The 26,118-nt window shown below is 63.0% G+C and carries 27 protein-coding genes, 1 tRNA gene and 1 pseudogene; 20 read left to right on the plus strand and 9 right to left on the minus strand.

The window, feature by feature from the left end:
* The first annotated feature begins 1 nt into the window (after nucleotide 1).
* Entirely contained in the window at nucleotides 2-1,480 is a 1,479-nt protein-coding gene (locus tag IVB32_RS10140; RefSeq protein WP_247369772.1) for a hypothetical protein, read from the plus strand.
* Entirely contained in the window at nucleotides 1,477-1,740 is a 264-nt protein-coding gene (locus IVB32_RS10145) for an acyl carrier protein (RefSeq protein ID WP_085353407.1), read from the plus strand. The genes IVB32_RS10140 and IVB32_RS10145 overlap by 4 nt, the downstream gene beginning before the upstream one ends.
* A gap of 79 nt (nucleotides 1,741-1,819) precedes the next feature.
* On the opposite strand, the gene IVB32_RS10150 is transcribed toward IVB32_RS10145, so the two are convergent.
* Both IVB32_RS10150 and bamE read right to left on the minus strand, forming a co-directional pair.
* Complete coding sequence (locus IVB32_RS10150; protein ID WP_026233252.1) at nucleotides 1,820-2,821, minus strand: tripartite tricarboxylate transporter substrate binding protein; 1,002 nt, start codon at nucleotides 2,819-2,821, stop codon at nucleotides 1,820-1,822.
* Between the two features lie 85 nt (nucleotides 2,822-2,906).
* Nucleotides 2,907-3,392 carry an outer membrane protein assembly factor BamE gene (bamE, locus tag IVB32_RS10155; protein WP_085383900.1) on the minus strand — a complete coding sequence of 162 codons (486 nt, stop codon included), beginning with the start codon at nucleotides 3,390-3,392 and terminating at the stop codon, nucleotides 2,907-2,909.
* 98 nt (nucleotides 3,393-3,490) lie between these two features.
* Here bamE and IVB32_RS10160 point away from each other — a divergent pair, with 98 nt between their 5' ends.
* The 10 genes from IVB32_RS10160 to IVB32_RS10205 all read left to right on the plus strand — a co-directional run bounded on the left by IVB32_RS10160 (nucleotide 3,491) and on the right by IVB32_RS10205 (nucleotide 10,899).
* Entirely contained in the window at nucleotides 3,491-4,042 is a 552-nt protein-coding gene (locus tag IVB32_RS10160; RefSeq protein ID WP_085383899.1) for a ubiquinol-cytochrome C chaperone family protein, read from the plus strand.
* Nucleotides 4,039-4,602, plus strand: coding sequence for a DUF177 domain-containing protein (locus IVB32_RS10165; RefSeq protein ID WP_247410280.1), 564 nt, complete (start codon nucleotides 4,039-4,041; stop codon nucleotides 4,600-4,602). The genes IVB32_RS10160 and IVB32_RS10165 overlap by 4 nt, the downstream gene beginning before the upstream one ends.
* Before the next feature lie 297 nt (nucleotides 4,603-4,899).
* The gene (gene plsX, locus IVB32_RS10170; RefSeq protein WP_018456843.1) at nucleotides 4,900-5,961 is read left to right on the plus strand and encodes a phosphate acyltransferase PlsX; all 1,062 of its coding nucleotides are present in this window, start codon (nucleotides 4,900-4,902) and stop codon (nucleotides 5,959-5,961) included.
* Nucleotides 5,958-6,938, plus strand: a complete 981-nt coding sequence (locus IVB32_RS10175) for a beta-ketoacyl-ACP synthase III (protein ID WP_026233249.1) — start codon at nucleotides 5,958-5,960, stop codon at nucleotides 6,936-6,938. Before plsX ends, IVB32_RS10175 begins: the two co-directional genes overlap by 4 nt.
* 133 nt (nucleotides 6,939-7,071) lie before the next feature.
* A complete protein-coding gene (locus IVB32_RS10180) occupies nucleotides 7,072-7,413 on the plus strand; it encodes an integration host factor subunit alpha (RefSeq protein ID WP_018456841.1) in 342 nt (113 codons plus the stop codon).
* A gap of 27 nt (nucleotides 7,414-7,440) precedes the next feature.
* Complete coding sequence (locus IVB32_RS10185; protein WP_007611070.1) at nucleotides 7,441-8,019, plus strand: MerR family transcriptional regulator; 579 nt, start codon at nucleotides 7,441-7,443, stop codon at nucleotides 8,017-8,019.
* Between the two features lie 111 nt (nucleotides 8,020-8,130).
* A tRNA-Pro gene (locus IVB32_RS10190) sits at nucleotides 8,131-8,208 on the plus strand.
* 164 nt (nucleotides 8,209-8,372) lie between these two features.
* Nucleotides 8,373-9,035 carry a hypothetical protein gene (locus IVB32_RS10195; RefSeq protein WP_247369826.1) on the plus strand — a complete coding sequence of 221 codons (663 nt, stop codon included), beginning with the start codon at nucleotides 8,373-8,375 and terminating at the stop codon, nucleotides 9,033-9,035.
* 832 nt (nucleotides 9,036-9,867) lie between these two features.
* Nucleotides 9,868-10,215: a hypothetical protein gene (locus tag IVB32_RS10200; protein ID WP_018455146.1), complete on the plus strand. Its 348-nt coding sequence runs from the start codon at nucleotides 9,868-9,870 to the stop codon at nucleotides 10,213-10,215.
* A gap of 234 nt (nucleotides 10,216-10,449) precedes the next feature.
* Nucleotides 10,450-10,899: a hypothetical protein gene (locus IVB32_RS10205; protein WP_247410283.1), complete on the plus strand. Its 450-nt coding sequence runs from the start codon at nucleotides 10,450-10,452 to the stop codon at nucleotides 10,897-10,899.
* A gap of 284 nt (nucleotides 10,900-11,183) precedes the next feature.
* Here the strand turns inward: IVB32_RS10205 and IVB32_RS10210 are convergent, their stop codons facing one another.
* Nucleotides 11,184-11,423, minus strand: a complete 240-nt coding sequence (locus IVB32_RS10210; protein ID WP_162496319.1) for a hypothetical protein — start codon at nucleotides 11,421-11,423, stop codon at nucleotides 11,184-11,186.
* 330 nt (nucleotides 11,424-11,753) lie between these two features.
* Between IVB32_RS10210 and IVB32_RS10215 the strand changes: the two genes are divergently transcribed.
* The 3 genes from IVB32_RS10215 to IVB32_RS10225 all read left to right on the plus strand — a co-directional run bounded on the left by IVB32_RS10215 (nucleotide 11,754) and on the right by IVB32_RS10225 (nucleotide 15,170).
* On the plus strand, nucleotides 11,754-12,662 hold the full coding sequence (locus tag IVB32_RS10215) for a dihydrodipicolinate synthase family protein (protein WP_247369828.1): 909 nt from the start codon (nucleotides 11,754-11,756) through the stop codon (nucleotides 12,660-12,662).
* Between the two features lie 142 nt (nucleotides 12,663-12,804).
* On the plus strand, nucleotides 12,805-13,776 hold the full coding sequence (locus IVB32_RS10220) for an SDR family NAD(P)-dependent oxidoreductase (RefSeq protein ID WP_247369831.1): 972 nt from the start codon (nucleotides 12,805-12,807) through the stop codon (nucleotides 13,774-13,776).
* 275 nt (nucleotides 13,777-14,051) lie between these two features.
* Nucleotides 14,052-15,170 (plus strand): alpha/beta hydrolase, encoded by a 1,119-nt coding sequence (locus tag IVB32_RS10225; RefSeq protein ID WP_247369833.1) that lies wholly within the window; start codon nucleotides 14,052-14,054, stop codon nucleotides 15,168-15,170.
* 10 nt (nucleotides 15,171-15,180) lie between these two features.
* On the opposite strand, the gene IVB32_RS10230 is transcribed toward IVB32_RS10225, so the two are convergent.
* Nucleotides 15,181-15,687 (minus strand): MarR family transcriptional regulator, encoded by a 507-nt coding sequence (locus IVB32_RS10230; RefSeq protein ID WP_007611061.1) that lies wholly within the window; start codon nucleotides 15,685-15,687, stop codon nucleotides 15,181-15,183.
* Nucleotides 15,688-16,093: 406 nt separating this feature from the next.
* Between IVB32_RS10230 and IVB32_RS10235 the strand changes: the two genes are divergently transcribed.
* Complete coding sequence (locus tag IVB32_RS10235) at nucleotides 16,094-17,650, plus strand: porin (RefSeq protein WP_247369835.1); 1,557 nt, start codon at nucleotides 16,094-16,096, stop codon at nucleotides 17,648-17,650.
* A gap of 302 nt (nucleotides 17,651-17,952) precedes the next feature.
* Here IVB32_RS10235 and IVB32_RS10240 read toward each other — a convergent pair.
* The 3 genes and pseudogenes from IVB32_RS10240 to IVB32_RS10250 all read right to left on the minus strand — a co-directional run bounded on the left by IVB32_RS10240 (nucleotide 17,953) and on the right by IVB32_RS10250 (nucleotide 19,838).
* Nucleotides 17,953-18,425, minus strand: a pseudogene (locus IVB32_RS10240) (GcrA family cell cycle regulator).
* Nucleotides 18,426-18,498: 73 nt separating this feature from the next.
* The gene (locus IVB32_RS10245; protein ID WP_007603456.1) at nucleotides 18,499-18,696 is read right to left on the minus strand and encodes a hypothetical protein; all 198 of its coding nucleotides are present in this window, start codon (nucleotides 18,694-18,696) and stop codon (nucleotides 18,499-18,501) included.
* 200 nt (nucleotides 18,697-18,896) lie between these two features.
* The gene (locus IVB32_RS10250) at nucleotides 18,897-19,838 is read right to left on the minus strand and encodes an acetamidase/formamidase family protein (protein WP_018455138.1); all 942 of its coding nucleotides are present in this window, start codon (nucleotides 19,836-19,838) and stop codon (nucleotides 18,897-18,899) included.
* Nucleotides 19,839-20,020: 182 nt separating this feature from the next.
* Between IVB32_RS10250 and IVB32_RS10255 the strand changes: the two genes are divergently transcribed.
* Genes IVB32_RS10255 through IVB32_RS10265 form a run of 3 tightly spaced genes read left to right on the plus strand, consistent with a single transcriptional unit; the run spans nucleotide 20,021 to nucleotide 22,800 of the window.
* Complete coding sequence (locus IVB32_RS10255; protein ID WP_247410286.1) at nucleotides 20,021-20,770, plus strand: YdcF family protein; 750 nt, start codon at nucleotides 20,021-20,023, stop codon at nucleotides 20,768-20,770.
* A 54-nt stretch (nucleotides 20,771-20,824) separates the two neighbouring features.
* Complete coding sequence (locus IVB32_RS10260; protein WP_018455136.1) at nucleotides 20,825-21,607, plus strand: DUF169 domain-containing protein; 783 nt, start codon at nucleotides 20,825-20,827, stop codon at nucleotides 21,605-21,607.
* A gap of 14 nt (nucleotides 21,608-21,621) precedes the next feature.
* Nucleotides 21,622-22,800 carry a saccharopine dehydrogenase NADP-binding domain-containing protein gene (locus IVB32_RS10265; protein WP_204511369.1) on the plus strand — a complete coding sequence of 393 codons (1,179 nt, stop codon included), beginning with the start codon at nucleotides 21,622-21,624 and terminating at the stop codon, nucleotides 22,798-22,800.
* 158 nt (nucleotides 22,801-22,958) lie between these two features.
* Here IVB32_RS10265 and IVB32_RS10270 read toward each other — a convergent pair whose 3' ends face one another.
* Nucleotides 22,959-24,155 (minus strand): FAD-dependent monooxygenase, encoded by a 1,197-nt coding sequence (locus IVB32_RS10270; RefSeq protein WP_247410288.1) that lies wholly within the window; start codon nucleotides 24,153-24,155, stop codon nucleotides 22,959-22,961.
* Nucleotides 24,156-24,301: 146 nt separating this feature from the next.
* Here IVB32_RS10270 and IVB32_RS10275 point away from each other — a divergent pair, with 146 nt between their 5' ends.
* Nucleotides 24,302-24,778 carry a MarR family transcriptional regulator gene (locus IVB32_RS10275; RefSeq protein WP_247370030.1) on the plus strand — a complete coding sequence of 159 codons (477 nt, stop codon included), beginning with the start codon at nucleotides 24,302-24,304 and terminating at the stop codon, nucleotides 24,776-24,778.
* Here the strand turns inward: IVB32_RS10275 and IVB32_RS10280 are convergent.
* Nucleotides 24,747-26,003 carry an O-antigen ligase family protein gene (locus IVB32_RS10280; RefSeq protein ID WP_247369842.1) on the minus strand — a complete coding sequence of 419 codons (1,257 nt, stop codon included), beginning with the start codon at nucleotides 26,001-26,003 and terminating at the stop codon, nucleotides 24,747-24,749. The genes IVB32_RS10275 and IVB32_RS10280 overlap by 32 nt on opposite strands.
* Nucleotides 26,004-26,118: the final 115 nt, after the last annotated feature.

The raw sequence follows: 26,118 nt of genomic DNA on the forward strand, positions 1-26,118 counted from the left end.
GATGAGTGTTGAAAGCCAGCCCTACGGCTACGCGCCATCGGGTCTTCCTGCGAAGCCGTCGTGGCGGTTGATCCCCAAGATCGATCGGGACCCGAGGCTCGTGGCGGGGGTCCAGGACATCGGTGGCCGCGTGCTGCTCTGCTGCGCGGTCGGACTGCTCGCGGTTTTGTTTCGGCAGATAGGTATCGATTTTTCAGCGGCGGGACTCGCGCTGGTGTGCGCCTATGCCGGCCGGTACCGGCGCGTCCTGATCCTGCTCGCAACCTTGTTGCTGCTCTATCACAGCGGCTTCCTGATCGACCGCGGTTTTCTCGAACGGCTGACGATCGACGAAGGCGTCGGCGACCGGATCCATCAGCCGCTGCTGGAAGCGGTCATGCTGGTCGTCGTGTTTGCGCTGTTCGCGGGCCTGCTGATCATGCAGGGGCCAGGGACGGTGGTCTTCCGCCGCCCGACGCTCAGCCTGTTGCTGGCGTTCCTGGCACTCGTCGCGCTGACGCAGGCCACGATGATGGCCGGCCTGCCGCGTGTTCTGCTGTGGTCGTTTCTGATGACGTTCCAGCCCTATTTGTGGTTTCTTGCCTATGGTTTGGCCGATGCGGGCAGGAAGCGATCTCCGGTGTGGCGGCACCTGAGCGTTTTCCACCCCTTCTGGGGATCGTCGCTGACGCCGTTCGGGAAGGGGCTGTCTTATCTCGACCGCTTCGAGGCCAAGACACCCGAGGAGCTTGCAGTGACGCAGCTCAAGGGCGTCAAGCTTGCGGTCTGGATCCTTGTGCTCGCCATCGTCAGAGTCTGTCTCGTCGAGATCGTCCACGGGCGTTTGCAGCTTCCAATGTTCGACGACAACCTGCTGCAATATCTCGTGGGCCATCCCTGGCCGCGTTTCGTCGGATGGGCGAGCCTCGTCAGCTTCTTCGTCGAGGACTTGCTGAGCATGACCGTGTTCGGCGGCGTCATCATCGCCACGGCGCGACTTGCCGGCTTTCGCCTGCTGCGCAACACCTACCGGCCTCTGGAGTCAACGACGCTCGCGGAATTCTGGAATCGCTACTATTTCTATTACAAAGAACTGCTCGTCGACCATTTCTTCTACCCCACCTTTGTTCGCTGCCTCCGCGGCCATCGCCGGCTTCGCATGTTCTTCGCCACCTTTGCCGCGGCCTGTGTCGGCAATTTGCTGTTTCACTTCATCCGAGATATTCATTTCGTCGGCGAAATGGGCCTTTGGCGGGCCGTGGTCGGTCAGCAATCGCACGCGTTCTACACGTTTGTCCTGGCCATCAGCGTCGGGCTCTCGCAGATGCGCCGCGCCCCACAACTGGCGCCGCGAGGATGGCTGCGTGGCCGCTTGCTGCCTTGCCTGTGGGTGTCGAGCTTCTTTTGTCTCATTCACGTCTTCGATGCGCCGCTCGACCGCGAGCATTCGCTCGGGCAACGCGCCGAATTCCTGTTCTATCTCCTGGGAGTCTCGACATGACCACGAATGAAGTCAGATCGCAGATGCGACGCTACATCGTGCAGCGGCTGCTGATGAAGGGCGACAGCGCGCCGCTTGGTGACGATGATCTGCTGTTCACCAGCGGCCGCCTCGATTCGCTCGACGCGGTCGAGCTGATCATGAGCATTGAGACCGACCACGGGATCAACTTCTCCGACATCGGCTTCGATTTGACGCGCCTGGACTCGATTTCGGCGATTGCCGCTTTGGTGGGACAGCCGTCGGCCGAGCTTGCGTAGCAACCGATGTGTCGCCACGCGCTCACCGCGAAAGCGCGGCCCGGCGCTGCATGTTGGGCCGCGTCCGCGGATGCGAAAGCTACTGCACGTCCATCTGCAGCCCTTCCTTCTGGATGATGCCGGCGAACTTCTTCGTCTCGGCGTCCACGAAGGCGGCAAACTGGTCGGGCGTGCCGTAGTCGGCGCGGGCCCCCATGGCCAGGATGTTCTTCTTGATGTCGTCGCGCTCGAGCATCGCCTTCACTTGAAGGTTGAGCGCTTCGAGAACGGCGGGCTGCACACCCTTCGGCAGGAACACCGAGAACCACGACGAGACGTCGAAAGCCGCAAGCTCCGGCGCGCTCTCGCGCATGGTCGGTAGGTTCGGCGCGAGGTCGCTGCGCTCCGTCGTGGTGACGCAGAGGCCGGTGAGGGTGCCGTTCTGTACCTGCGGCAGGCTCGGATAGAGGTTGTCGAACAGGATCTGGATGTCGCCGGCGAGCGCCGCCTGGAGCGCGGGACCGGCGCCGCGGAACGGGATGTGCGTCATCTTCAGCCCGGTGAGCTGCAGGAACCAGGCGCCGGTGAGGTGAGGGCTCTGGCCGACGCCTGAGGAGGCGTAGCTGAGCTTGTCCGGATTGGCCTTGAGATAGGCGACCAGCTCGGCGATCGACTTGATGCCGGTCTTGGGATGCGCCGAGACGATGTTCGGGATCCGGATCATGTTGGAGACCGGCTGGAGCTGGTCCGGCTTGTAGGTGAGGTTCTTGAAAATGCTGTAGGCGATCGCGTTCGGGCCGGGATTGCCGATCAGGATGGTGTGGCCGTCCGGCTTGGCGCGGACCACCTCGGCCGTGCCGATCGTACCGCCGCCGCCGGACCGGTTTTCCACCACGGCCGATTGGCCCCAGGCGGCCTGCAGATGCGCCGCCAGAAGCCGACCCATCACGTCGGTCGAACCGCCGGCGGCAGCCGGCACGACGAGGCGGACGTTTTCGGTCGGCTTCCAGTCCGCCAAGCTCGATCGCGGCAGGATCGCTGCGGCCGAGATAGCGGCAGCGCCAGTGAGCACGCGACGGCGGGACAGCAATTGATTGGGCACGAATCCACTCCCTGCATCTTATTTTGCAGGAGCGTATGGAAGCGTATGCGCAACGGCAAGCCGCACGAAGCCGCAGGCTGAAGGCTCAGTTAAAGCTGAGCAGCTTGAAGATCGGCGTGAGGTAGCTCATCTCCTGGCCCGAGGTCGGCGTCGTCCGGCTGATGAAATCGAAGATCTTGCCGTCCTGGAGACCGTAATTCGCAAGCCGGCGCACACGCCGGTTCTTGTCGAAATAGACCGCGATGACGCGCTGGTCGACCACCCTCTGGTTCATGAAGGCGACAATGCGCTCGGAGCGCTGGGAGATGTAATAGAACACCTCGCCGTCGAGGGTTGCGACGGTGGAGGGGGTGCCCATCACGATCAGCACCTGGTCCTGGCTCGCACCGATCGGGATCTGCTCCAGTGCGCCGGGCGGCAGGATGTAACCCTTCTGGAACTGCTCGCCGGTGCAGCCCGCAAGCGCGGCGCCAACCAGGGCCGCGGCCGCGAACAGGCGCAAGCCGCGCCAACGTGCAAGAAGGCCGCGCGGCTTGTCTGCACGCAGGCTGGTCTGGTTCGTTATCGTCATAGCGGAACTGATTCCGTCCCCTTGCGTCGCGCGAGGCGCTGAAGTACCGGGCGGAGGCTCTGAATGCAACACGCGCGCGCCCGCTTGCGGAAACCACAATGCTTTGGCCGTTCAATCACTTCAGGAAACCCCGCCTAGCCTCGCCGGGCACCATTGAAGCCATCTATGGCATGATCGTGACGCAGGCGCGAGAACCCATATTTTACCGCGACTTGGGCGTGCCGGATACCGTTAACGGGCGTTTCGATCTGTTGCTGCTGCACCTCTGGCTGCTGCTGCGCCGCCTGCGCACGGTCCAGAGCGCCACCGAGCTGTCGCAGGCGCTGTTCGACCGCTTCTGCGAGGACATGGACGACAATCTGCGCGAGATGGGGATAGGCGACCAGACCGTGCCGAAGCGGATGCGGGCCTTCGGCGAGGCGTTTTATGGCCGGGTCCAGGCCTACGATCAGGCCATGGAAGGCGGCGGCGAGGCGCTGGCATCCGCGATCTGCAAGAATATCTTGAACGGGGCCGGCATGGACCAGGCGCAGCAGCTCGCGGCCTATGCCAGGGCGGCCGAGGCCAACCTCGCCCAGACCGGCGAGGCCGCACTGCTGGGTGCGTCCTTCAAGTTTCCTCCAGCGCTTCCTGAGGATGTCACGCCATGACCCGACCGATACCAGCATCCGGGCCCGATCCCTGGCGGGTGCCCGTCATCGTTGCACAGATCCCGGATACCGGCCTGCATCGCAAGCTCGAGGCCTCGGCCGCCGAGCGACAGGCTATGGCTGAGACGGCAGGCTTGCGCGAGGTTGTCTCGGTCCAGGCCGATTTCGATGTCGTGCCGAAAAGCGGCAACCGGATCCAGGTCACGGGGCACGTTCGCGCCCGGATCGGCCAGACCTGTGTGGTCACGCTTGATCCGATGGAGAGCGACATCGACGAGGAGGTGGACCTGATATTCGCCCCCGAGGCCGAGGTCCGCCGCTTGGCCGACCTGATGGAGGAGGGGCACGACGATCAGGAGCAGGTCGCCGACCCGCCGGAGGCGATCGTCAATGGCATCATCGACCTTGGGAGACTTGCCACCGATGCCCTGTTCCTGGCGGTCGATCCCTATCCGCGCAAGCCGGGGGTCGTGTTTGAGCCCGAGATTATCGCCCGGGATCCGGAGGACCACCCCTTTGCGGTCCTGAAGGCACTTCAGGACGGGAAGAAAGACAAATAGGTGCCACCTTCTCCAGAGGACCGCTTCGGGACGGGGCGAGATGTTTGCGGCGGTGGTTTGAAAAGCTCGATTATCCGTTTGATTTTGATGTACTTCTTGTGAATTAGTCCGTCCGCAGCCCGATGCTCCCGAATGCAAAAGGCTGGGGGCAAGAGGTTGTTTCGGGATAACAAAACGCTATTGTCGCGCCCCGGTCCGGGTGCGGCGTGGCGCTTGACCGACCGCCATGTTCGTGGCGAACCCATTTGCGGCCCCGCTCGTTCAAGACCGCACCAGACCCAGGTTTCCAGGACTTTTATGCCAAGCAAGGTTCGCATCGCGCTTGACGCCATGGGGGGCGACGCCGGCGCCGCGGTGGTCATCCCAGGCGCCGCCATCTCGCTCCAAAGGCATCGCGAGATCGAATTCCTGCTGATCGGGGACCGCGCCAAGATCGAACCCGAGCTCGACCGCCACCCCGCGCTGAAGGCGGCCTCGAAGATCATCCACACCGATGTCGCGGTCAGCGGCGAGGAAAAGCCGAGCCAGGCGCTGCGGCGCGGCCGCAGGACCTCGTCCATGTGGCTTGCCATCGATGCGGTGAAAAAGGGCGAGGCGGATGTTGCGGTCTCCGCCGGGAATACCGGGGCGCTGATGGCGATGTCGCGCTTCCACCTGCGCACGCTGCCGGGCATCGACCGTCCGGCCATTGCCGGCATGTGGCCGACCAGGCGCGGCGATTCCGTCGTCCTCGACCTCGGCGCCAGCATCGGCGGCGATACGCATCATCTGGTGTCGCTCGCCATCATGGGCGCGGCGATGGCCAGCGTGTTGTTCAACAAAAAGCGTCCCACGGTCGGCCTGCTGAATATCGGGGTCGAGGAGATCAAGGGGCATGAGGAGATTCGCGAGGCCGGCGAAATCCTGCGCGCCAGGAACCTGCCCGAGCTCGACTATCTCGGGTTCGTGGAGGGCGACGGCATCGGCAAGGGGGTGGCGGATGTCATCGTCACCGAGGGCTACAGCGGCAACATCGCGCTGAAGGCCGCGGAGGGAACCGCGCGGCAGATGGCGGAATTGCTCCGGGACGAGATGAAGCGGGGCTGGCTGTCAAAGCTCGGCTATCTCTTTGCGCGCAACGCCTTCCAGGCCCTGCGCAACAAGATGGATCCGAACAAATCCAACGGCGGCGTGTTGCTGGGGTTGAACGGGATCGTGGTCAAGAGCCATGGCGGAATCGCTGCCGAAGGCTTTGCCTATGCGATCGATGTTGGCTATGAGATGGTCAAATTCGATCTCCTCAACAAGATCAATCAGATGCTCAATCGCGAAGGTGGTGCACTCAGTTCCGTGCAGGCCGCGCAGGAGGCTGTTTCGTGACTCAAATTCGTTCGGTCGTGCTGGGCTGCGGCTCTTATTTGCCGGAGCAGGTGGTGACCAACGCCCAATTGGCGGCGCGCATTGACACGTCCGACGAGTGGATCGTGCAACGCACCGGCATTCGCGAGCGGCATATCGCGGCCGAGGGCGAGTTCACCTCGCATCTGGCGCTGAAGGCGGCGCAGGCTGCGCTCGCGGACGCCGGCGTGGACGCGCAGTCGATCGACCTGATCGTGCTCGCGACCTCGACGCCTGACAACACCTTCCCCGCGAGCGCGGTCGCCGTGCAGCACGGGCTCGGCATCAACCATGGCGCGGCCTTCGACCTTCAGGCGGTGTGCTCGGGCTTCGTGTTCGGGCTCGCCACCGCCGATAATTTCCTGCGCACCGGCGCCTTCAAGCGCGCGCTGGTGATCGGCGCGGAAACCTTCTCGCGCATCCTCGACTGGACCGATCGCGGCACCTGCGTGCTGTTCGGCGACGGTGCCGGCGCGGTGGTGCTGGAGGCGCAGGAGCAGCCGGGCAATGCCGCGACCGACCGCGGGATCGTGACCACGCATCTGCGCTCCGACGGCCGTCATAAGGCGAAGCTGTTCGTCGACGGCGGCCCGTCCTCGACCCAGACTGTCGGCCATCTTCGCATGGAGGGCCGCGAGGTCTTCAAGCACGCGGTCGGCATGATCACCGACGTGATCGTCGACGCCTTCAAGGCGACCGGGCTCAATGCCGACAGCATCGACTGGTTCGTGCCGCACCAGGCCAACAAGCGAATCATCGACGCGTCCGCGCACAAGCTCCATATCGCGCCGGAGAAGGTGGTGCTGACGGTGGACCTTCACGGCAACACCTCGGCGGCCTCGATCCCGCTGGCGCTGTCGGTGGCGCGCAAGGACGGCCGCATCAAGCGCGGCGACCTGGTTCTGCTCGAAGCCATGGGCGGCGGCTTCACCTGGGGCTCCGCGCTGGTGCGCTGGTAAGCCACACTCGGTAAAATTTTGCCCGAATCAGCGCGGATTATCGATGCGCCTGCATTGATGAGCGCTGTTGACCGCTGTATCGTAAGCTCATAATTTCAGACAACAATTGTTCGCCGTGATGTGGGGCAGGGCGATGACCGATCAAAGTAAAACCGTAACGCGTGTCGATCTGTGCGAGGCCGTCTACCAGAAGGTGGGGCTGTCGCGCACGGAATCGTCCGCCTTCGTGGAACTCGTGCTGAAGGAGATCACCGATTGCCTTGAGAAAGGCGAGACGGTGAAGCTGTCCTCGTTCGGCTCCTTCATGGTCCGCAAGAAGGGTCAGCGCATCGGTCGCAACCCGAAGACCGGCACCGAGGTGCCGATCTCGCCGCGCCGGGTCATGGTGTTCAAGCCGTCGGCGATCCTGAAGCAGCGGATCAACGCCCAGCACCGCACCAATGGCGACGCCAGCAAGGCGCAACCCGAGGCGTAATCCGCCCTCTGGATAAGGATTTGGCATTTGGACAAGGCGCCGGATGCGTTCCGAACCATCAGCGAAGTAGCGCAGGAACTCGACATTCCGCAGCACGTGCTGCGGTTCTGGGAGACCCGATTCTCCCAGATCAAGCCGATGAAGCGCAGCGGCGGCCGCCGCTATTACCGCCCCGACGACGTCGACCTGCTCAAAGGCATCCGCCGTCTGCTCTACGGGGAGGGCTACACCATCCGCGGGGTGCAGCGGATCCTGAAAGAGCACGGCGTCAAATCGGTGCAGGGCCTCGCCGACAGCGCGGCCGCGGTCTCGTTCGGCGCCATCGAGGACGCCGTCGGCGCCAGCCTGATGGAGCCCGAGGAGGAGACCGGCGTCCGCGGCGCCCGCGACAGCGACGATGACGACTACCAGGGCGAGGAGGAGGAGGGCATCGACTTCCGCTTCTCCGAGACCGACGACGAGGAAATCCTCACCACCTTCCGCAAGGGCGGCACCCCCGCCGCGCCCGCCGGCCCCAGCGCCATCGACCGGGAGCGCCTCGGACGGGTGCTCGCCGAGCTCATCGCCTGCCGCGAAATGCTGGATCAGGCGCTGAAGGACGCCTGATGCCGGACTCCCTTGGCTTTGGGCAAGTTCCGGGGGCGTTTCGGCAGAGGCAGCAAAATGGTGTGACCTCGCCTTGCGCAAACCGGCGATCCTAGCTAATGGAACGACGTTCGGAGCGTGGCGCAGCCCGGTTAGCGCACTAGTCTGGGAGACTAGGGGTCGGAGGTTCAAATCCTCTCGCTCCGACCAAAACTTAGCCGGATTTCAGGGCGTCCGGATTTTCTCAAAGGTAACGGATAGGGTAACGGGCTTATGTCGCCGGGATGTGAATAGCCCGGATAACCAACGACAGCTTGCCCGCGTGTACGTGGGGCGTACCACCATCGCGCGTTGATTCGCCCGGAGCCAGGCACATGGGCACCTCGGATCGTAGATCGCTGACCTTTGAACAAGCCGAGGGTTTGGCACCTCTCCCGGCGCAGCTCGACCGCAAGGAACTTAGTCGAGAACTTCGGGCGAAGCTTTGGGCCTGCATTCATGCAAGGCTTGATCGAGCCTACACCGACATTCTCCATTATCGTGGAAACTGGTCCAGAATTCTGAAGGATCTGCATGTCGACCACCACCACGTTCGCATCGACAAATTCAATCCGAACGGGATCGTCACCAAGATCGGTGACTTGTTCGAAAAAGCCGAATGCCAGGTGTACGGTTGGCTTCAGGCTGTTCTTCGGCACCCAAATTGTCCGCCTGATCTCGGTCCAGCAGTTCAGTTGGTATTAGAGAACTGCCGCGCGGCTTACCGCATTGAAGACGGTGTGTTCTGGCCGACTGCCTCAACAGAGGAAGCCGACGCGCTTATCCAGGCGAACGCAGCATTATCTGCTTCGCAATTCGGTGGCGCAAAAACTCACTTAAAAAATGCTGCTTCGAAACTCACCGAAGGAGATTACCCAGCAAGCGTTCGTGAAAGTATCAGCGCAGCGGAGTCAGTTGCGCGCGTGCTCGAACCTACTGGCGATCTTTCGAAGGCATTGTCGGGATTAGAACAGAGGATTGCTCCATCCGGCGCTTAAAAAGGCGTTCCTATCACTCTATGGATATACGAGCGATGAGAAGGGCATCCGACATGCGCTCTTAAGTGAGGCTGAAGCGGACGTTGATGAAGCTGACGCGATCTTCTTTATCGGAGCATGCGCATCGTTCCTCACCTATCTGATTTCCAAGTCGCACACCAGGCGGTAGGGCAATCGGAGTAATCGACGACGTCCGTAAGTGGCTAAACGACGTACCGCTATGGAAGGAACTCGGGACGATACCTGATCGGACGAAGGCGCTTGAGGAAAAGGTTGCCGCATTGGAGGCGGCCCTAAACGGCAAACGGCCAGGCGACGTATGCCCTTCTGCGGTGCGCAAGGCGGTTCCGATGGCGACGATTTACGCAACTCTGGAAGCCCTCGAAAAGAAGGGGTTCGAATCCATGAAAAAGTGCTGCAATTAGCGTAACGCAGCGTAACGGAGCACTAGTCAGCAGAACTAACGCGCTGCAATCCAGCGCGCGAGGGCGCTGCGATTCGGTGCGAACGAGCGCGCGGATTAATGGACGGCTTCGAGGGCTTCGAGCGGATTGAAGAACGGCTTCGGTTGGCCGCAATACAATTCTTGCCTGCGCTTGAACTTAGCAGCAACAATGAAGACACAGTACGGGCTTTGATCTGGGGATCATGCTGTCGGGAATGAGGGTATCAGATGGTCACGTATCGTCTATCGAAACCCCGAATTGTAAAGCAACCATCGGTAGGAACTGGCGACGACGAAGTTTCACTGCCCGTGTGTTGGGCTTGCGCCCTTAGCTCCTGGCTTGAAGCCACTCGCGGGGTCAGTTGGTCATATAGCTCAATCATCCAAATGTTTCAGATGTACTGCAATGGAAATGCGCTCGATCTTGCGTACTTTGGTGAGATTGCAAACAGCCTCTCGATCAACATGGATTACGAGGAAATCGACAGAGCCGACCTCACGTTCGACTATGTATACGAAAAGATGTTTCCTCTGGCGGGGACGTCCGGGAACCATCTCTACATAGTAATGGAAGGGAAAAACCCAGCTCATGTAGTCGTCGCTTATGGGATTCAGCGGGACAACACCGACTACATCGCGATTATGGATCCGCTTCGGGGTGTGCTCGCTGCTCCTACCCTTTCTACCTTCAGAAACAAGGCCACTGGCTTCTTGATAGGCTGGCCCAGGCGATAACGATTGTGAAGCCTACGTCGGGCGGCGCAGCGATTTCTTTCTATTTGTTGCGTTGTAGCCCCGCCCTTACCATTTACCACCGTCGCCGTACCCCGGGCAGTTGGGCGCGGTCTCTCTTGTGCTCTATTTTCTCTCTCTTTTTCCTGTCTACACATTAGTGTCCTGTCCATTTCAATTCACTTCCAAGTTGACTCATGTCGTTGGTTCACTGGTTCACCTATAGGGATAACCAAAGTGAAATCAAAACGATTGGAGCCTTCAACCATAGAAGTCGCGCTGGAGCTTGAACGGATCGCTGCTGTGTTGCGGAATAGCCAAGCCATTGCGGACCAATCTCGGAAGCAAATAGCTGAGATGGGAAAGAGCGCTTCACCTTGGCAAAGGATCAAAGAAGACGGGTATCGAGGATTTGCCGATTCAGATTTGATCAATGCCTTCGAGAAGATATGTGTTGCGTCGCAGGCCATAGGTCTTCTGATCTTAAGGGAGGGAGAGCTAGAAGGCTTTTGCAGGAGCTTTTCCCCCAGAAACAAGGCCGAATGGTTAGCGTCAGTCTTACAGCTGGACCTTGAACAAGACGAAAGACTGGTCGAGGCTCGAATCTTTGCGACTAGCATGCTGAGCGTCGTCGCTCGAGTAATTGATGGGCTCCCTCGACTCAAACCTGGATCAGCCACTCTGTAGTTTGATGCCGGGGCGCGGGCGGCGGGCGTGCCGGTCGAGCTGCATCTGCTCCGTGACCAGCCGCACAATTACGCGCTGATGCCGACGCCGGAGGGGCGAGGCGCGCGTGCGATCATTCTGCGGGCGGTGGCTTAAGGGGAAGGTGTGATCGTTGTCACAAAGCGCGCCGCCGCAATGGGGGCTGGCGCTGTCGATGCCCGCACGGAAAGACCAGTCGGCCTCCGGGGCGTTTCCTCGTTTTTAGTCTTGGTCCGTCGTCTTGGTGTCGGTAGTTTTGCGGGGCCTTAGGCGTGGCCCTTGACCTCGTAGCGACCCGGAACGCATTTGTAGCGATCGAGCCGCCAGTTGGCGTGGTAGATCGGATGCTCGCCCATCCATTTCGCCAATGGAGCCTGTGCGCCGATCGCACACTGCATCATCGACATCTCGGGCGTCATGTTGCTGTCGGTCACGATTTCCTCGATGCAACTGCCTGAGCTGGCTGCACTCAGCCGGCAGAGCACGGCAACGACGGTCACGAACATTCCAGTCACCTCATCGGTAGTTTCTGACCACGAAGAGGATGCAAGCGGAGTGCCAGAGCCTGTGACGCAAACAACACGCTGACCTGGCCGTCTCGACCCAGCGTCCGGACTCCATTTAACGATTCGGATTGTAAAAAAATTGCCCCTAAACCGAAGCCGGGTAAATACGGGGAACCGGGTCAATAATAACCGCAGGGATGTCGAATGCTGGGAGCAGCGCCGCGCCGGTGGCGCTTCACAGGCCGCTTGTAGCCGCTAGGCTTTCAGACCGCGGCCACCCGCCAAAAGAGCGGGACCGCCACAAGGGATATGGAAACGCGAGGGCACACCATGAAGACACGACCGACCGGCGTAATCCCGCCGATGACGACGCCGTTCCGGAAGGATGGCGAAATCGACTACACCCTCGTAGCAGCCCAGGTCGACTGGATGATCGGCGCCGGCGCGCATGGCGTCGCGGCCGGCGGCTCGACCGGCGAGGGGCATACGCTCGATCACGAGGAATATCGCGACCTGATGGAAGCGACGGTCGCCGCGGTGAAGGGGCGCATTCCCGTCATCGCCGGCATCATCGTCGACTCCACCCGCGATGCGATCCGCCGCGGCAAGCTGGTGCGCGACATGAATGTCGCGGCGCTCCAGGTCACGCCGGTGCATTATCTGTTCAAGCCGGACGACGAGGCGATGGTGGCGCATTTCCGCGCCATGGCGGATGAGACCGGCATGCCCATCATCATCTACAACGTGGTGCCGTGGTCGTACCTGTCGCCGGCGCTGCTGACGCGGATCATGACCGAGGTGCCGCTGGTGGTTGGCGTCAAGCAGAGCGCAGGCGACCTGAAGCTGTTCGCGGACCTCATGATGATGGCGCCGGACAAGCTGATCTACAGTGCGGTCGATGCCCTGATGTATCCGTCCTACACATTGGGGGCCCATGGCTCGATCGCCGCGATCCTGACCGCCGCGCCGCATGCCTCCGTCGCGCTGTGGGATGCGGTGAAGGCGGGTGATCATCCGCGCGCGCTCGATCTGCACAAGAAGCTGCTGACGCTGTGGAACGCTGTCATCGCCGACAATCTGCCGGCCTGCACGCGCCATGCGCAGACGCTGCAGGGCCTGCCCATGACTTATCCGCGCGCGCCGATGCCGGAGCCCTCAAGCGCGCAGCAGGCGGCGATCCGCAAGGCGCTGGACGGCCTCGGCGCGTTGAACGGGCGGCGGGTCGAGGCGGCCGAATAGTCCGCGCCCAGAAATTCCTGATGAGCACGGCAGCGCCGATCCGCTTTTACCTGCGGATGCGGCGCTGCTACATTTTGCGCGCGCTCCGATGCGTGGCGTAGCCATGAAGAAACATACCGACAAGGGAGGGGCCGAAAGTCCCATGAATGATTTTGCAGGAAAGATCGCCGTCATCACCGGCGGCGGTACGGGAATGGGACGCGAGCTCGCGCGGCAGCTCGTCGCCGAGGGCTGCAATGTCGCGATGTGCGACGTCTCGGAAGCCGCGATGGCCGAAACCAAGCAGCTGTGCGAGCTCGAAAAGCTGCCGCAGGGCCTGCGCGTCACCACCCATGTCGCCGACGTCTCGATCGAGGATCATCTCAAGCGATTCCGCGACGAGCTCGCCGAGCAGCAGAAGACCGACCGGATCCACCTCCTGTTCAACAACGCCGGCATCGGCGGCGGCGGCAGCCTGTTCACCAACACGCGCGAGCAGTGGGAGCGCACCTTCAACATCTGCTGGGGCGGCGTCTATCTCGGCGTCCGCACCTTCCTGCCGATGCTGGTCGCGGCCGACGAGGCCCACATCGTCAACACCGCGAGCGTCAACGGCTTCTGGGCCTCGATCGGCATGAACCAGTCGCACACCGCCTACAGCTCGGCGAAGTTCGCCGTGAAGGGATTTACCGAAGCGCTCATCAACGACCTTCGCCTGCACGCGCCGCACGTCAAATGCTCGGTGGTGATGCCCGGCCATATCGGCACCTCGATCGTCTCCAATTCGCGCAAGGTGCAGAGCGCCGACGGCTCGGAGCGGCTCAACGCCGACGAGGTCGCGCTGACCCGCAAGCGCATGGTCGCGGCCGGCGTGCCGGATGCCGACAAGATGTCGGACGAGGACATCCAGGCGGCGTTCGCCGAGCGCGCCCGCAGCTTCCTCGAGGATGCGCCGACGACGGCGGCTCAGGCCGCCAGGATCATCCTCGACGGGGTCAAGGCGGAGCAATGGCGCATTCTCGTGGGCGAGGATGCAAAGCGCCTTGACGAGCGCGTTCGTGCTACGCCGGAGCAGGCCTACGACCGCGCCTTCTACGAAAGTTTTACGCAGGAGGTCGGCTGGCGGCTCGGCTGACGCAGGCGACGAGCGCGCGCCGATATAGGTATGATGCGCATCATGGCAAGAGGCGCGCAGGCAATTTCACGTGCCACCTCTTGCCAGTTCGCTGCCGACGTTTCTTGGCCGTGTCGGCCACTCCTGACGCATTGGAATGTCACGCATGCGACACATCCCTGCGTTCAAGCGATGGTGATCTCGAACGGCTCTCATTGGGCGCGCCGCAGCTTGGTCAGGGAACCAAAATAGTTTATTCAGTCACGTGTAAGGCGATGACCAGAGCGTAGCTCCCGATGATACCCGCATGCCTCTCCGACGACTGGATCCTTTGCCCGGAGCGAGAGGACATCTCCGCTGAGTTCACGCGGCTCCTCACCGCGGCCCAGGACGGCGGCGCCACGATCGCCGAATGCCTGATGATCGCGCGGCAGCTGAAGCGGGGCGACGACCAGTCCTGGCATCGCGAGTGGAAGAAGCTGGCGCAGGCCAATCGCCATCGTGCCGAGGCCGCGTTCGCGGAAGGTCACAGGGCGACCGCGCAGCGCAATTGGCTGCGCGCCATGAATTACTACAGCGCGGCCGCAATGCCGCTCGATCCGGCGGACGAGCGCCGCTGGGTCGCGGTCCTCGCGATGCAGGATTGCGCCCGCCGCTTCCTCGCCGCGCGCGACCCTGCCGGGGAAGTCGTGACGATACCCTGGCTCGACGGACATTCGTTGCAGGGCTATTTCCTGCCCGCGCACGCGCCGTTGGGACGCGTGCGAGCCCCGACCGTGATCTGCATCGGCGAGCCCGGCCATCGCAAGGAAGAGTTTCTGTTCAAGCTCGCGCCGCACGCGCGCGAGCGCGGCTTTTCGCTGCTGGCGCTGGACCTGTTCGGCGACCAGCGCGACGATTATCTCGACGCGCTGTTGCGGCGCCGGGATCTCGAGAGTGCGATTCCGTGCGTCATGGACTATCTGGAGACGTGCAGCGAGGTCGACTTCGAGCGCGTCGCGATCGTCGCCGATGGCTGGGGCTCTTCCTTCGTGGCGCGCGCGGTGCTGCAGGAGCCGCGGCTTGCCGCCGCCGTCTGCGATGGCGGCCTGTGGGACCTGCACGAGCGGGCCTTCTTTGCCAGCCGATTCGCGATGAGCGACGTCAGCATCGTTCCGGTGCCGCACGCTCCGCTGATGGCCTCCAGCGCCGACTGTCCGGTGCTGATCACGCTCGGCGAGGGCGGCTGGCTCAAGGCCGATCGGGCGCGTCAGATCGTCCAGACCTCCCGGCTCGGCAGTTCGGATGTCATGTTGAAGGTGTTCACCGCGGCCGAAACTGGCGCGGCGCAGGCCCATGCGGACAATCCGAGCCTTGCCAATGAATACATCTTCGATTGGCTGGAATCGCGGCTCGGCGCCGCGGGGCGCATCTGAGAACGTCGCCTCAGAAGTCGAGGGTCAGGCGGACGCAGGCTTTTTCGAGACGGGTCTTCAACATCGCGAGCTTGGTGGTGAATTCCGTCAGCTCTTTCTCGTCGAACTCCTGGAAGACGAATTCCTTGATCGTCTTGTACTGCTCGTTGAGGCTCGCCAGGTGCTTTTGCGTCTTCTCGGTCAGTGATAGTCGGACCACCCTTGCGTCGGTCGGCGAGGGGCGGCGGCGCAACAGGCCCTTCTTCTCGAGCAGCTTGGACTGGGTGGTGACGAACGACGGATCCACGTGGAGCAGTTTCGAGACGACGTTGACCGGAATGCCGTCGTCCTTGTCGAGGTCGGAGATCGCCATCAGGATCAGCCATTGCGGGCCGCTGATGCCGAGCGTTCTCGCCCAGAACTGACGCAGCTCCTCCAGATACATGTTGATCGACGATATCTCCCAGGTGAAGCGCCTGATGATATCCAGATTGCCGATGGTGCGGAGGCGCGCCCCTTCTTTCCTCGTCGCTGACACAGCGTCACTCCCGTGATCTGATTTGTATGCGGCCGGTGTCGTGCAAGCCATAGTCCACGCAAGCCTGCTCTGACGCAAGTGCAGAGCAGGGTAATTTTGTCAGTAAAACTACAAAGATGATCAGCTCACGGAATCGGTTCGCAATGGTGTTGCGAACGGGGCACAGGTTTAGCAAAACCAACAAAGCTGACTAAATAAGGTATTTTGATTACCGAAAGGCGCAGGCATATTGCTTCGTGGCGGTGGGGGGTACTCGATCGTCCCGTTGCAGGTGGTTTGCTCACGTCCCTCGCGTCGAAAGAGGGTGTGTCCGAAGCGCAAAGCGGCCGAGCGGATTTCAAAGACGGGGATGTTGGGGGGCCTCACGGTCCGGTCTTCGTAAAATGAGCAACTTGGAGGTTTTAATATGAAAGTGGTGAAGAGCCTTTTGCTCGGCACTGCGGCGGGTCTGATCGCCGTCGGTGGAGCTCAGGCGGCTGATCTTCCGGTCAAGGCCAAGGCGGTCGAGTATGTGAAGGTCTGCTCGCTCTACGGCGCGGGTTTCTATTACATCCCGGGCAGCGACACCTGCATCAAGCTGGGCGGCTATCTGCGTGCCGAAGTGGCGCTCAATGCCGGCGGCAATTACAGCGCCCAGTACAACAACGTCTTCGCGGCCAACAACCGCCTGACCAACTATTACTCGATGCGCGCTCGTGAAGATCTCAACATCGACACCCGCACCGCAACCGAATACGGCGTGGTCCGCACCTATTTCGATGCGGTCTTCACCTGGACGACCGGCAACTATGTCGGCGCCGGTTCGGGAACGGGTGCGACCCAGTACAGCGGTACGCTCGGCCTCAACGCCGCAGGCACGAGCCTGATCGGCTCCAGCGGCGGCGCCGTCAACGGCACCGACGGCACGATCTCGGGCGGCGCGCTCGGCGTCTACTACGCCTTCATCCAGTTCGCCGGCTTCACCATGGGTAAGGCCGTGTCGCAGTTCGACGCGCCCTGGATCAACTATCCCGGCAACAACTTCGACCAGCTCGTCGGCGGCAGCGGCACCACCAACGGTGTTGCCCAGTTCACCTACACTGCCGATCTCGGCCAGGGCGTGACGGCGATCGTCTCGGCCCAGGACCAGACGCAGGTGTTCCAGACCGCGCTCTGGAATACGGCCGGCATGTCCACCGCCGGCGTCCTCGGCGGTGCCTACGGCTCCAACGATCTCGGCGGCACCCGCTCCCCCGATCTCGTCGGCACGCTCCGCGTCGACCAGGCCTGGGGCCTGTTCCAGGCCTCGGTCGCTGCGCACGACAACCACGTCGGCTATTACGGCGCGAGCGAAGTTACCGGTCATCCTGAAGACAAGTGGGGCTGGGCCGTCCAGCTGGCGCTGTCGATCAAGAACATCCCGACCGGTGCAGGCGACGTGATCAACATCTCGGGCGTCTACACCGACGGCGCGAGCCGCTACAACTTCCAGGAGCTGGCAGCGACCAGCTACTCGATGTTCGGCGGTTCGGGCGGCGCGTATCAGAGCATCGGCTTCGCCGGCGTGTCTGACGCGGTGTTCGCACCCGGCAGCGGTCTCGAGCTGACCAAGACCTACGGCTTCCGTGGTGCCTACACTCACAACTGGAGCCCGTATTGGAATTCGGCGCTTTATGGTGCGTGGGCTGCCGTCAACTACAGCGGCACCGCCAAGGGCATGATCTGCGGCAGCGCCGCGTTCGCGACCCTGACCGGCGCCTGCAACCCGGACTTCAACATCGGCCAGATCGGTGTCATCACCCGCTGGACCCCGATCAAGAACCTGACCTTCTCGGCTGACTTCACCTACAGCCATCTTGACCAGAAGTACTCGGGCGTGATCACCACGCCGGCGCTCACCAGCGTTGCCAAGCCCGCGGCGACCTATGAGCTGAAGGACCAGGACACCTACAGCCTGTTGGTTCGCGCCCAGCGCAACTGGTAAGCTCAAGACCTTCGGATAGGACGCAGCCCCGGCGGGACACCGCCGGGGCTTTTTTATGAGGTGGGCTTCTTTGCGAGCGGGCCTTCGGAAAATCCGGCGCGTGCGGGCGGCGAAGACGTGCCATGCGAATCGATGGGCCCAAATTTATTTACTTACCTGAGCTACTAAGCTATATTACTTCCAGCCGATGACGAAAGTTGCGGCTCTGACTTGATGCTAAACCTCCAGAAACCTCCGGCAATGCCCTGCCGGAGGTTTTTCGTTTTGGGCATGGCTCCAGGACTCGCCTCCAGGACTTGGCTCTAGCCGCGCATGACGCGCGCGCGGGAATTCGGCCGGTAGGCGAGGCGGCTGTGGCCGGCGCAATAGGACTGGCCGTCGGGTGCGGAGTTGCCGCAGAAGCAGAAATCGTCCGCGCCAGGCGTCGAGATCGGCCAGCGGCAGCGGTTCTCGGCAAGCTCGAGCAGCGATTGGCGTCGTCGATCGGACCGGTGACCATCGGCGCACCGGTCTCGCCGTAGATCGTGGCGAGCATCTCATATTGCAGCCGCGGCACGGTCCGCGGCGCGCGCGCCGGCGCCAGGCCCCTGTCGTGAACCTTGCGATCGTCGATGGTTCGGCCGCGCGTGAGATTGAGGCGAGACAGCTTGCCGATCACGGCGTTGCGGCTGACGCCAATGTCGGCGGCGATCTCGCGGCAGGAGAGCCCGGCCTCGAAATGCTGCCTCAGAAGTTCGATGCGTTCGTCGGTCCAGGTGGGTGAGAGAACAGGCATGTGTAACGGTCCCAGGTTGCAGATGTCGGCCATCCGCCTCTCGAGATCCGTCCGCCTCACGTTCGGCGCGCGCTCACGTCCTGCCATTGTCGCGAATCGACAAAAGCCCGTCCTTGATGGCGAGACGGATGCCTTCCTCGATCAAGGTACGTGCGACGCCGGGAACGCTGGTGCCGTGGGTGCCCTGTCTCACCAGCTTCTCCAGATAGGTGATGGTCGAGAGCGCCAAGGTTACGGGAATGCGGTCAGTCTCGGCTTTTTCGGTGGCCATGGCCGAACGCTAGCCTCTTACTCGGGTACATAAAAGTTACGATTAAGACTCTATTTAGGTTTGGAGGCAGAAGTCAAATGCAGGCTGCGGCGCCTGGTCAGCCCGTTGGAATCGCGAGGGAAATTTAGGCATGACAAGGCACGCCGCGCGGCAGGCCGGCGGCGGCGTGGCTTCGACCGGTCAGGAGTGGGCCGGTCGGCTCAGCCGTGCACGATCGTCTTTTCGATCATGCAATGGATGCCCTTGGAGCCGTTGACGGTCTGGGTCACCCGCAGATCGGCCGCCAGGCTGCACAGCGTATAGGCGTCCTCGCGCGACAAATTGCGCCTCTCGCCGAGCAGCACGATCATGTCGCGCAGCGCCCGCACCACGCACTGGTCCAGATCGGGGTCCATCGCCATGGTCATGTAATGCGTCGCCGTCTCGCCACGGGGATAATCGAGCCTGAGGTCCTTGCGCAGCGTCAGGCGAAAGCGGCCCTGAAGCGCGGTCTCGATCGCGGTGACGCAAACCTCGCCGTCGCCCTGCACGCCATGGCCGTCACCGCAGGAGAACAGCGCGCCCGGGACGAACACCGGCAGATACAGCGTCGCCCCGGCGCCAAGCTCCTTGTTGTCGAGATTGCCGCCCATGGCGCGAGGAACGAGCGAGGAGATGCGGCCCCAGGCCGGCGGCGGCGAAACGCCCATCACGCCGAAGAACGGCTTGAGCGGCAGGTCCAGCCCCCACGGCATGCGGGCGACCATCCGGGAACGGTCGAGCGGGATGTTCAGAATGCGCGTCTCGTGGAAATCGTCGGGCAGGGTGCCGGACAGCGGCTTGATCATGTTCCAGCCCCAATCCTGCCGGAGCTGGACGTCGAGGATCTCGACCGCGAGCACGTCGCCGGGCTCGGCGCCCTCGAGCGCGATCGGGCCGGTGAGGATGTGGCCGGGCAGCATGCGCTCGTTCTGGGCATGAACCTCGTGCATCTCGGGCGGAATGTGAAATTTGCTGCGGTCGGGCAGCATGTCCGGACCGCCACTGATGGTGTCGACCGTGACCTCGTCACCGCTCGCGATGGTGAGGACGGGCTTGAGCGCAGCCTCGAAGAACCCCCAATGGCAGGTCTCGGGGCTGGAATGCAGGTGGTGATGGGTCATGTGGCGTCCGTCCGTTTCACAGGCCCGGGCTTGACCAGGCAATCGATCCTCTTCCAAGAAGCTTTCTGAAGATCGACGGGCGGGTCAAGCCCGCGCGCAACAGGCACGATCATTCCAGCGAGGCTCCCCTGCTTTTTGTCCTGTCCAAGACCCTCGGCGCAGCGGTGCTGCCGATCAACTTGATGATCGAGCTCGGAATCGTCTCGGTCGTCCTGATGGCGACGCGCTTTGCCGCCTTCGGCCGCAAGCTCGCCGCGGCCACGCTGATCCTGCTGGCGCTCGCCGCGTTTTCGCCGCTCGGCAACCTCTTGCTCTATCCGCTGGAGTCGCGTTTTCCGCCGTGGGATCCGTCGCGCGGTGCGCCCGATGGCATCATCGTGCTCGGCGGCTCGATCGACACCGATCTGTCGGCGGCGCACCGCACGCCGGTCGTCGCGCACGCGGCCGATCGCCTGTTTGCGCCGGCCGAGCTCGCGCGCCGCTATCCGAACACGCGCATTGTCTTCACCGGGGGCACCGCGAACCTGGTTTCGACGGACTCCCGGGAGGCCGACTACTCCGCGCCCATCCTGGAGAATCTGGGCATCGCGAAGCAGCGCCTGATCCTCGAGCGGGACTCCCGCAACACCTACGAGAATGCCATCTTCACCAAACAATTGGTGGCGCCCAAACCGGGCGAACGCTGGCTCCTGGTCACGTCGGCCTTTCACATGCCGCGTTCGATGGGGATCTTTCGCAAGGCGGGATTTGACGTCGAAGCCTATCCGGTTGACTGGCGAATGGGCGGGCGTGACGATCTCTTCTCTTTCACCAATGTCGGCACGGACGGGCTCGGCCGAACCGAGGTCGCCGTGCGCGAATGGATCGGGCTCATCGCCTACCGCCTGATGGGCCGGACTGGCGAGTTGCTCCCGGGACCGGCGAAGGACTAGAACCGTTCAAGAAGCAATAACAGCCGGCGCGCCACTGCCGGCCGGGAGGACGCCATGCAACAGCAGAGTGCAGACAGCATCGATCTTGCCGGCCTCGTCGCCGATCTCAACAGCCTGTTGCGACTGAAGACCACGGTGATCGGCATGAAGCTGTTCGCGCGGACCGCGGACATGGAGGCAATCCCGAAAGTCCGGCGGCCGAACGCGGTCCACACCACCGACCAGATCGTCAGCATGGCCGCGCGTCTGGGCTGGACCGTGGGCATCACGGCCGATGATCTCGTCGGCGCGCAATGCCGCGCGGTGATCGGCCTTGCACCGCAGGACGAGAAATGGCTCGCCGGCGAAAACTATGTCGGGGTCTGGCACGGCACGGCGGAGGACGCACGCAAGCGCCAGGAGGCGCTGGACGTGGTTCCGTTCGGGCAATATCAGGCGCTCGCGGTCAGTCCGCTGGCGAGCGGCCGGCTCGATCCGCCGGACATTTGTCTCGTCTATGCCACGCCGGGGCAGATGATCATCCTAATCAACGGGCTGCAATACACCGGCTACAAGAAGTTCGAATGGGGCGTGGTCGGCGAGACCGCTTGCGCCGATTCCTGGGGCAGGGCGCTCAAGAGCGGTGAGCCCAGCCTGTCCTTGCCATGCTACGCCGAACGGCGCTATGGCGGCGTGCCGGACGAGGAGATGCTGATGGCCCTGAAGCCGGAACATCTCGCCAAGGCGGTTGTGGGCATGAAGGCGCTGGCCAAGAACGGCCTGCGTTATCCGATCCCGCCCTATGGTATTCAAAGCGACGTCCGTGCCGGCATGGGCGTGAGCTACGCGAAGAAGTAAAGCAAAGGCGGATCATGAGCTCTGCGAAATTCGACATCGTCGTTTATGGCGCGACCGGTTTTACCGGCCAGCTCGTCGCCGAATACCTGACCCAGCGTTACAAGAGCGACCACGCGCTCAAATGGGCGATGGCAGGCCGCAGCCTCGGCAAGCTGAAATCGGTCCGCGATGCGATCGGCGCGCCCGGGAATACGGCGTTGATTGTCGCGGATGCCTCGGATGCGGCTTCGCTGAAGGCGATGGCGGAGCAGACGATGTCGGTGATCACCACCGTCGGCCCGTACCAGCTCTACGGCGAGGAGTTGCTCGCGGCCTGCGTGGCCACGGGCACGGATTATTTCGATCTCTGCGGCGAGCCGATCTGGATGCGCCAGATGATCGACAAGTACGAGGCGGCTGCAAAAGAGAGCGGCGCGCGGATCGTGTTGTCGTGCGGCTACGATTCCGTGCCGTTCGAGCTCGGTACGTTCTTCGTCCAGGAAGAGGCCAAACGTGTCTTCGGCGCGCCGGCCCCGCGGGTGAAAGGGCGTGTGCGCGACATGCGGGGCACGCTCTCGGGCGGCACCGCCGCCAGCGCTAAGGCGACCTTCGATGCGGTGGCCAAGGATCTCAGCCTTGTCGCGATTCTCAACGATCATTTTGCGCTGACGCCCGGCTTCACCGGCCCGAAGCAGCCGAAAGGCAACAGGGCCGCCTTCGAGGAGGATCTGCAATCCTGGGCCGCGCCGTTCACGATGGCGCTGATCAACACGCGCAACGTTCACCGCTCCAACATGCTGATGGGATTCCCCTACGGCCAGGACTTCGTCTACGATGAGATGGTCCTGACCGGTCCCGGCGAGAAGGGGGAGGCCAACGCCAAGCTCGTAATGGCTGCCAATGCAGGCAAGACCGGCCCCGACGCACCGAAGCCGGGCGAGGGGCCGTCGAAGGAAGAGCGTGAAAACGGTCTGTTCGATCTGCTCTATGTCGCGATCGCACCCGATGGCCGCATGGTTCGCGCCGGCGTCACCGGCGACCGCGATCCCGGCTACGGCTCGACCTCGAAGATGATCTCCGAATGCGCCATCTGCATGCTGCGGGACACGACTGACGTCGCAGCCGGCTTCTGGACCCCGGGCGCGGCGATGCAGCACAAGCTGATCAAGCGGCTGGTCGAGAATGCCGGGCTGACGTTCGCGGTGGAGAAGTAGAGGCGGTCACTTGCCGCAATCACGGTGTCATCGTCCGGCTCGACCGGACGATCCAGTATTCCAGAGACGGCACCGATTGAATCGAGAGGCCGCGGCGTACTGGATGCCCGCCGCAGTGCGCAAGTGCGCACAAGGCGGGGATGACAGCGTTCGTGCCACTACACCGCCCGCGCGTCGTAGGCGTACATGAACTCCATGCTTTTCGCGCCCAGCGGCAGCAGCCATTTCATCATCTGATTGCGAATCCACGCGCCGGTGGCGCTGAACTCGCGCTTGTTGTTGCCGTTGCGGCGGGCCATGGCGACGATCTTTTCCGTGCGCGGGCGCCGTTCGGCCTCGAAGGCCTGGAAGGTGGCGCCGAGCTCCCGGCCTTGCTGCATCAACCGGGCGAGGCGCATCGCATCCTCCAGCGCGAGCGAGGCGCCCTGGCCGGCATGGGGGCTGGTCGCATGGGCGGCATCGCCGATCAGCAGCGAGCGCTTGCGCGACCAGGTCGGCAGGGTGGCGACGTCGAGCGTGTCGGTGACCACGATGTTCTCGGCTGCCTCGATGATGCCAGGGATCGGATCGTGCCAGCCGCGGTGGAAGCCGCGCAGGTGCTGCTTCAGCGTTGCATGGTCGAGCGCGCGAAACATCGCCGCGTCCATGCCGTGCGCGGGTTGCGTGCTCCACCACATCACGCCGTCGTTCGGATCGGGGCTGCAATAGCCGTAGCCGAAGAAGCCGCTCTGTCCGAACGTGGTTTCGACGTGCCGGCCGATCGGCCGGCCATCGAGGACGGCGTGCGGTACGAAGCCGCCGAAGCCGATCAGTCCGGTATCGAACGGCTGCGGCCCGTCCGGGACGACTTGGCGCCGCGTCACCGAGTGCACGCCGTCGGCGCCGATCACGAAGTCGCCTTCGGCCGTGGTACCGTCGGCGAAGTAGGCGATGATCGGCTGGTCGGCGCGATCCTCGATCTTGATCAGGCGCTTCTCGAAATAGAGCGAAACGCATGCGCACCAGGCCTTGTCGATCAGCATCTCGTTCAGCGTGGCGCGGCAGACATTGACCGCGGGCTGGCCGAAACGTCGCGCCATGTCGCGGTTGATCGATCCGAGCCTCTCTCCGCCTTGCGAATAGAAGTCGAAGGATTCCGCGATCGAGCCGCGGCTGATCAGCTCATTCGAAAGGCCAATCTCGTCCATGACTTGCATGCCGTTCGGCGCGATCTGAAGGCCGCCGCCGATGCCTTTCGAATAGGGCCAGCCTTCGTAGATCGCGGACTCGATGCCGGCGCGGCGCAGCAGGACCGCCGCGACGGGGCCGGCGATGCCGGCGCCGATGATCAGGGCCTTGCGAGGACGATAGGACATGGCTTGCTCCCGACGTTTCCGTGGTGCTAGGAGAATTACAGTCGCTAAATCTCTTAGTGACTAAGATATATATCGACTAAGATACGAGGTTTGCCTTGTCAAGGACGAAGGCGCGCGCCGCGCTGTTGCAGGAGCTCGAGGAGGCGATGCGCAGGTCGTCCGCGCAGGGCGTGCTTTATGGCCAGACCGTTGCGAACGTTGCCGGAATCGCCAATTCCGACCTCGAATGCATGGACATCCTGTACCTCGAAGGCCGCGTCACCGCCGGCCGGCTCGCCGAAGTCACGGGGCTCACGACCGGCGCCATCACCGGCGTGGTCGACCGGCTCGAAAAGGCGGGCCTGGTCCGTCGTGAGCGCGACGATGCCGATCGTCGCAAGGTCTTCATTGCCGTCGTGCCGGAGGCGATCGAAAGGCTCGGCCAGTTCTACGTGCCGATGCAGCAGGCGATGGAGAAGGTTTTTGGCGGCTATTCCGACCAGGAATTGTGCCTGCTGCTGCGCTTCGCCAATGAGGGCTACAAGGGCGTGCTGGCGGCGACCGCGGCGCTGAAAGGCCTGCTCGACACGCCGCCCGAGAAACGCCCCGATCTCAAGCTGAAGAAGCTTCGTCGCCAGCCCTGATCTTGTAGATCTGCGCAGCCGCGATCATGCCCCACATCGCGCCCAGCATCATCCAGAAATGCCGCCAGTGGTCGGTGTCGATCACGAAACTTTCTCCGACGGTGCCGACGAAGGCGGAGAACACCGCCAGATAAGCGCGCTGCCAGGGCACCGGCACGAAGATGTGCCTGACGCCCATGATGACGGTCGTGAAGACCAGCGCGGGGTAGCAGATGCCGGACAGCCAGCCGCCCGACATGAAGGCGTTGAGATAAGAGTTGTGGGTGTCCTCGGGGAAGAAGCGGTGGAATTGCAGCGGGCCGATGCCGAACGGCAGGTCGAGCGCCATCTCCGCTCCCAGGATGTGCCGGCCGAACCGGCCGAACCTGCCTTCGTCGTAGCTCTGGTCGAAGCTCGCGCGCTGCTTGAACATTTCGGCGGTGGAATCGAACGACATCAACACCGCGATCAGCGCGAGGCCCAGCACCGCGGCCAAAATCGCCATGACGATGATGCGCGAGCGCTGCGCGTTGGTGCGGCTGGTCAGCACCATCAGCGCCAGCATGAAGGCGGATGTCAGCACCAGCCCGCCCCAGGCGGCCCGGGAGAACGCGAGCAGGATCGCGAGCGACATGATGCCGAAGGCGATGACGTTGCGGAGGGCCTTGCCGAACTTGTCGGAGACGACGCTCTGCAGCGAGAACAGCGCCGGCAGGATCAGGAAGGCGCCGAGCACGTTCGGATCCTTGAAGGTGCCGCGCGCGCGTCCGTACAGTGTGAGGAGGTCGTCGCCGCCGGGAACCAGGTGGAAGTAGCCGGCGACCGCCGACAGCGAGGCGACCATCGCGCCGATCACGAGCCCGCGGCGGAGCATGTCGAGCCGGGCAGCGGTGTCCTCCGACGTGACCATGGCGAAGAACACGACCGTCACCGCCATGTACCAGGAGGTCGCAATCCAGCTCACCACCTCGGACTGCTCGAACAGCGGGATCGCGCTGATCGTATAGCCGATATTGAGCAGGACCAGCATCAGCACCAGCGGCATCAAAGCGAGCCGCAGACGCAGTCCGGTGGCGAAGAAGGTGACGGTGGCCAGCAGCGTCACGATCTCGTAGGGGCTCGGCTCGATGAACACGATCGCGCCGGAGGCGCCGACCAGCCATACCAGCGCGCGCTGGAGCGCCAACACGCCGGGCGCGGCCCGAACCGCTGCATTCATCTCCCCGGCTGTTGCCGCATACGCCATCACACGCTCATACGTTTACGCAACTGGTACGCCACAAATACCGCTGTCATCGCCCGGCTTGACCGGGCGATCCAGTACTCCGCGGCGTCTATTGCGGAAGCGGCCGGCGCCGCGG

The sequence above is a fragment of the Bradyrhizobium sp. 23 genome (genome assembly GCF_023073295.1).
GTDB classification, from domain to species: Bacteria; Pseudomonadota; Alphaproteobacteria; order Rhizobiales; family Xanthobacteraceae; genus Bradyrhizobium; species Bradyrhizobium canariense_D.

Bases quoted from the DNA above. Each gene is read 5' to 3' on its own strand.
- IVB32_RS10280 (WP_247369842.1), bottom strand. From the start codon at position 26,003: ATGGCGTATGCGGCAACAGCCGGGGAGATGAATGCAGCGGTTCGGGCC.
- IVB32_RS10235 (WP_247369835.1), top strand. From the start codon at position 16,094: ATGAAAGTGGTGAAGAGCCTTTTGCTCGGCACTGCGGCGGGTCTGATC.
- IVB32_RS10265 (WP_204511369.1), top strand. From the start codon at position 21,622: ATGAGCTCTGCGAAATTCGACATCGTCGTTTATGGCGCGACCGGTTTT.
- IVB32_RS10180 (WP_018456841.1), top strand. From the start codon at position 7,072: ATGACCGATCAAAGTAAAACCGTAACGCGTGTCGATCTGTGCGAGGCC.
- IVB32_RS10165 (WP_247410280.1), top strand. From the start codon at position 4,039: ATGACCCGACCGATACCAGCATCCGGGCCCGATCCCTGGCGGGTGCCC.
- IVB32_RS10210 (WP_162496319.1), bottom strand. From the start codon at position 11,423: ATGTTCGTGACCGTCGTTGCCGTGCTCTGCCGGCTGAGTGCAGCCAGC.
- IVB32_RS10195 (WP_247369826.1), top strand. From the start codon at position 8,373: ATGGGCACCTCGGATCGTAGATCGCTGACCTTTGAACAAGCCGAGGGT.
- plsX (WP_018456843.1), top strand. From the start codon at position 4,900: ATGCCAAGCAAGGTTCGCATCGCGCTTGACGCCATGGGGGGCGACGCC.
- IVB32_RS10275 (WP_247370030.1), top strand. From the start codon at position 24,302: ATGCGCAGGTCGTCCGCGCAGGGCGTGCTTTATGGCCAGACCGTTGCG.
- IVB32_RS10225 (WP_247369833.1), top strand. From the start codon at position 14,052: ATGATACCCGCATGCCTCTCCGACGACTGGATCCTTTGCCCGGAGCGA.
- IVB32_RS10160 (WP_085383899.1), top strand. From the start codon at position 3,491: ATGCTTTGGCCGTTCAATCACTTCAGGAAACCCCGCCTAGCCTCGCCG.
- IVB32_RS10245 (WP_007603456.1), bottom strand. From the start codon at position 18,696: ATGGCCACCGAAAAAGCCGAGACTGACCGCATTCCCGTAACCTTGGCG.
- bamE (WP_085383900.1), bottom strand. From the start codon at position 3,392: ATGACGATAACGAACCAGACCAGCCTGCGTGCAGACAAGCCGCGCGGC.
- IVB32_RS10255 (WP_247410286.1), top strand. From the start codon at position 20,021: ATGATCGAGCTCGGAATCGTCTCGGTCGTCCTGATGGCGACGCGCTTT.
- IVB32_RS10215 (WP_247369828.1), top strand. From the start codon at position 11,754: ATGAAGACACGACCGACCGGCGTAATCCCGCCGATGACGACGCCGTTC.
- IVB32_RS10270 (WP_247410288.1), bottom strand. From the start codon at position 24,155: ATGTCCTATCGTCCTCGCAAGGCCCTGATCATCGGCGCCGGCATCGCC.
- IVB32_RS10220 (WP_247369831.1), top strand. From the start codon at position 12,805: ATGAATGATTTTGCAGGAAAGATCGCCGTCATCACCGGCGGCGGTACG.
- IVB32_RS10140 (WP_247369772.1), top strand. From the start codon at position 2: ATGAGTGTTGAAAGCCAGCCCTACGGCTACGCGCCATCGGGTCTTCCT.
- IVB32_RS10200 (WP_018455146.1), top strand. From the start codon at position 9,868: ATGTTTCAGATGTACTGCAATGGAAATGCGCTCGATCTTGCGTACTTT.
- IVB32_RS10145 (WP_085353407.1), top strand. From the start codon at position 1,477: ATGACCACGAATGAAGTCAGATCGCAGATGCGACGCTACATCGTGCAG.
- IVB32_RS10260 (WP_018455136.1), top strand. From the start codon at position 20,825: ATGCAACAGCAGAGTGCAGACAGCATCGATCTTGCCGGCCTCGTCGCC.
- IVB32_RS10250 (WP_018455138.1), bottom strand. From the start codon at position 19,838: ATGACCCATCACCACCTGCATTCCAGCCCCGAGACCTGCCATTGGGGG.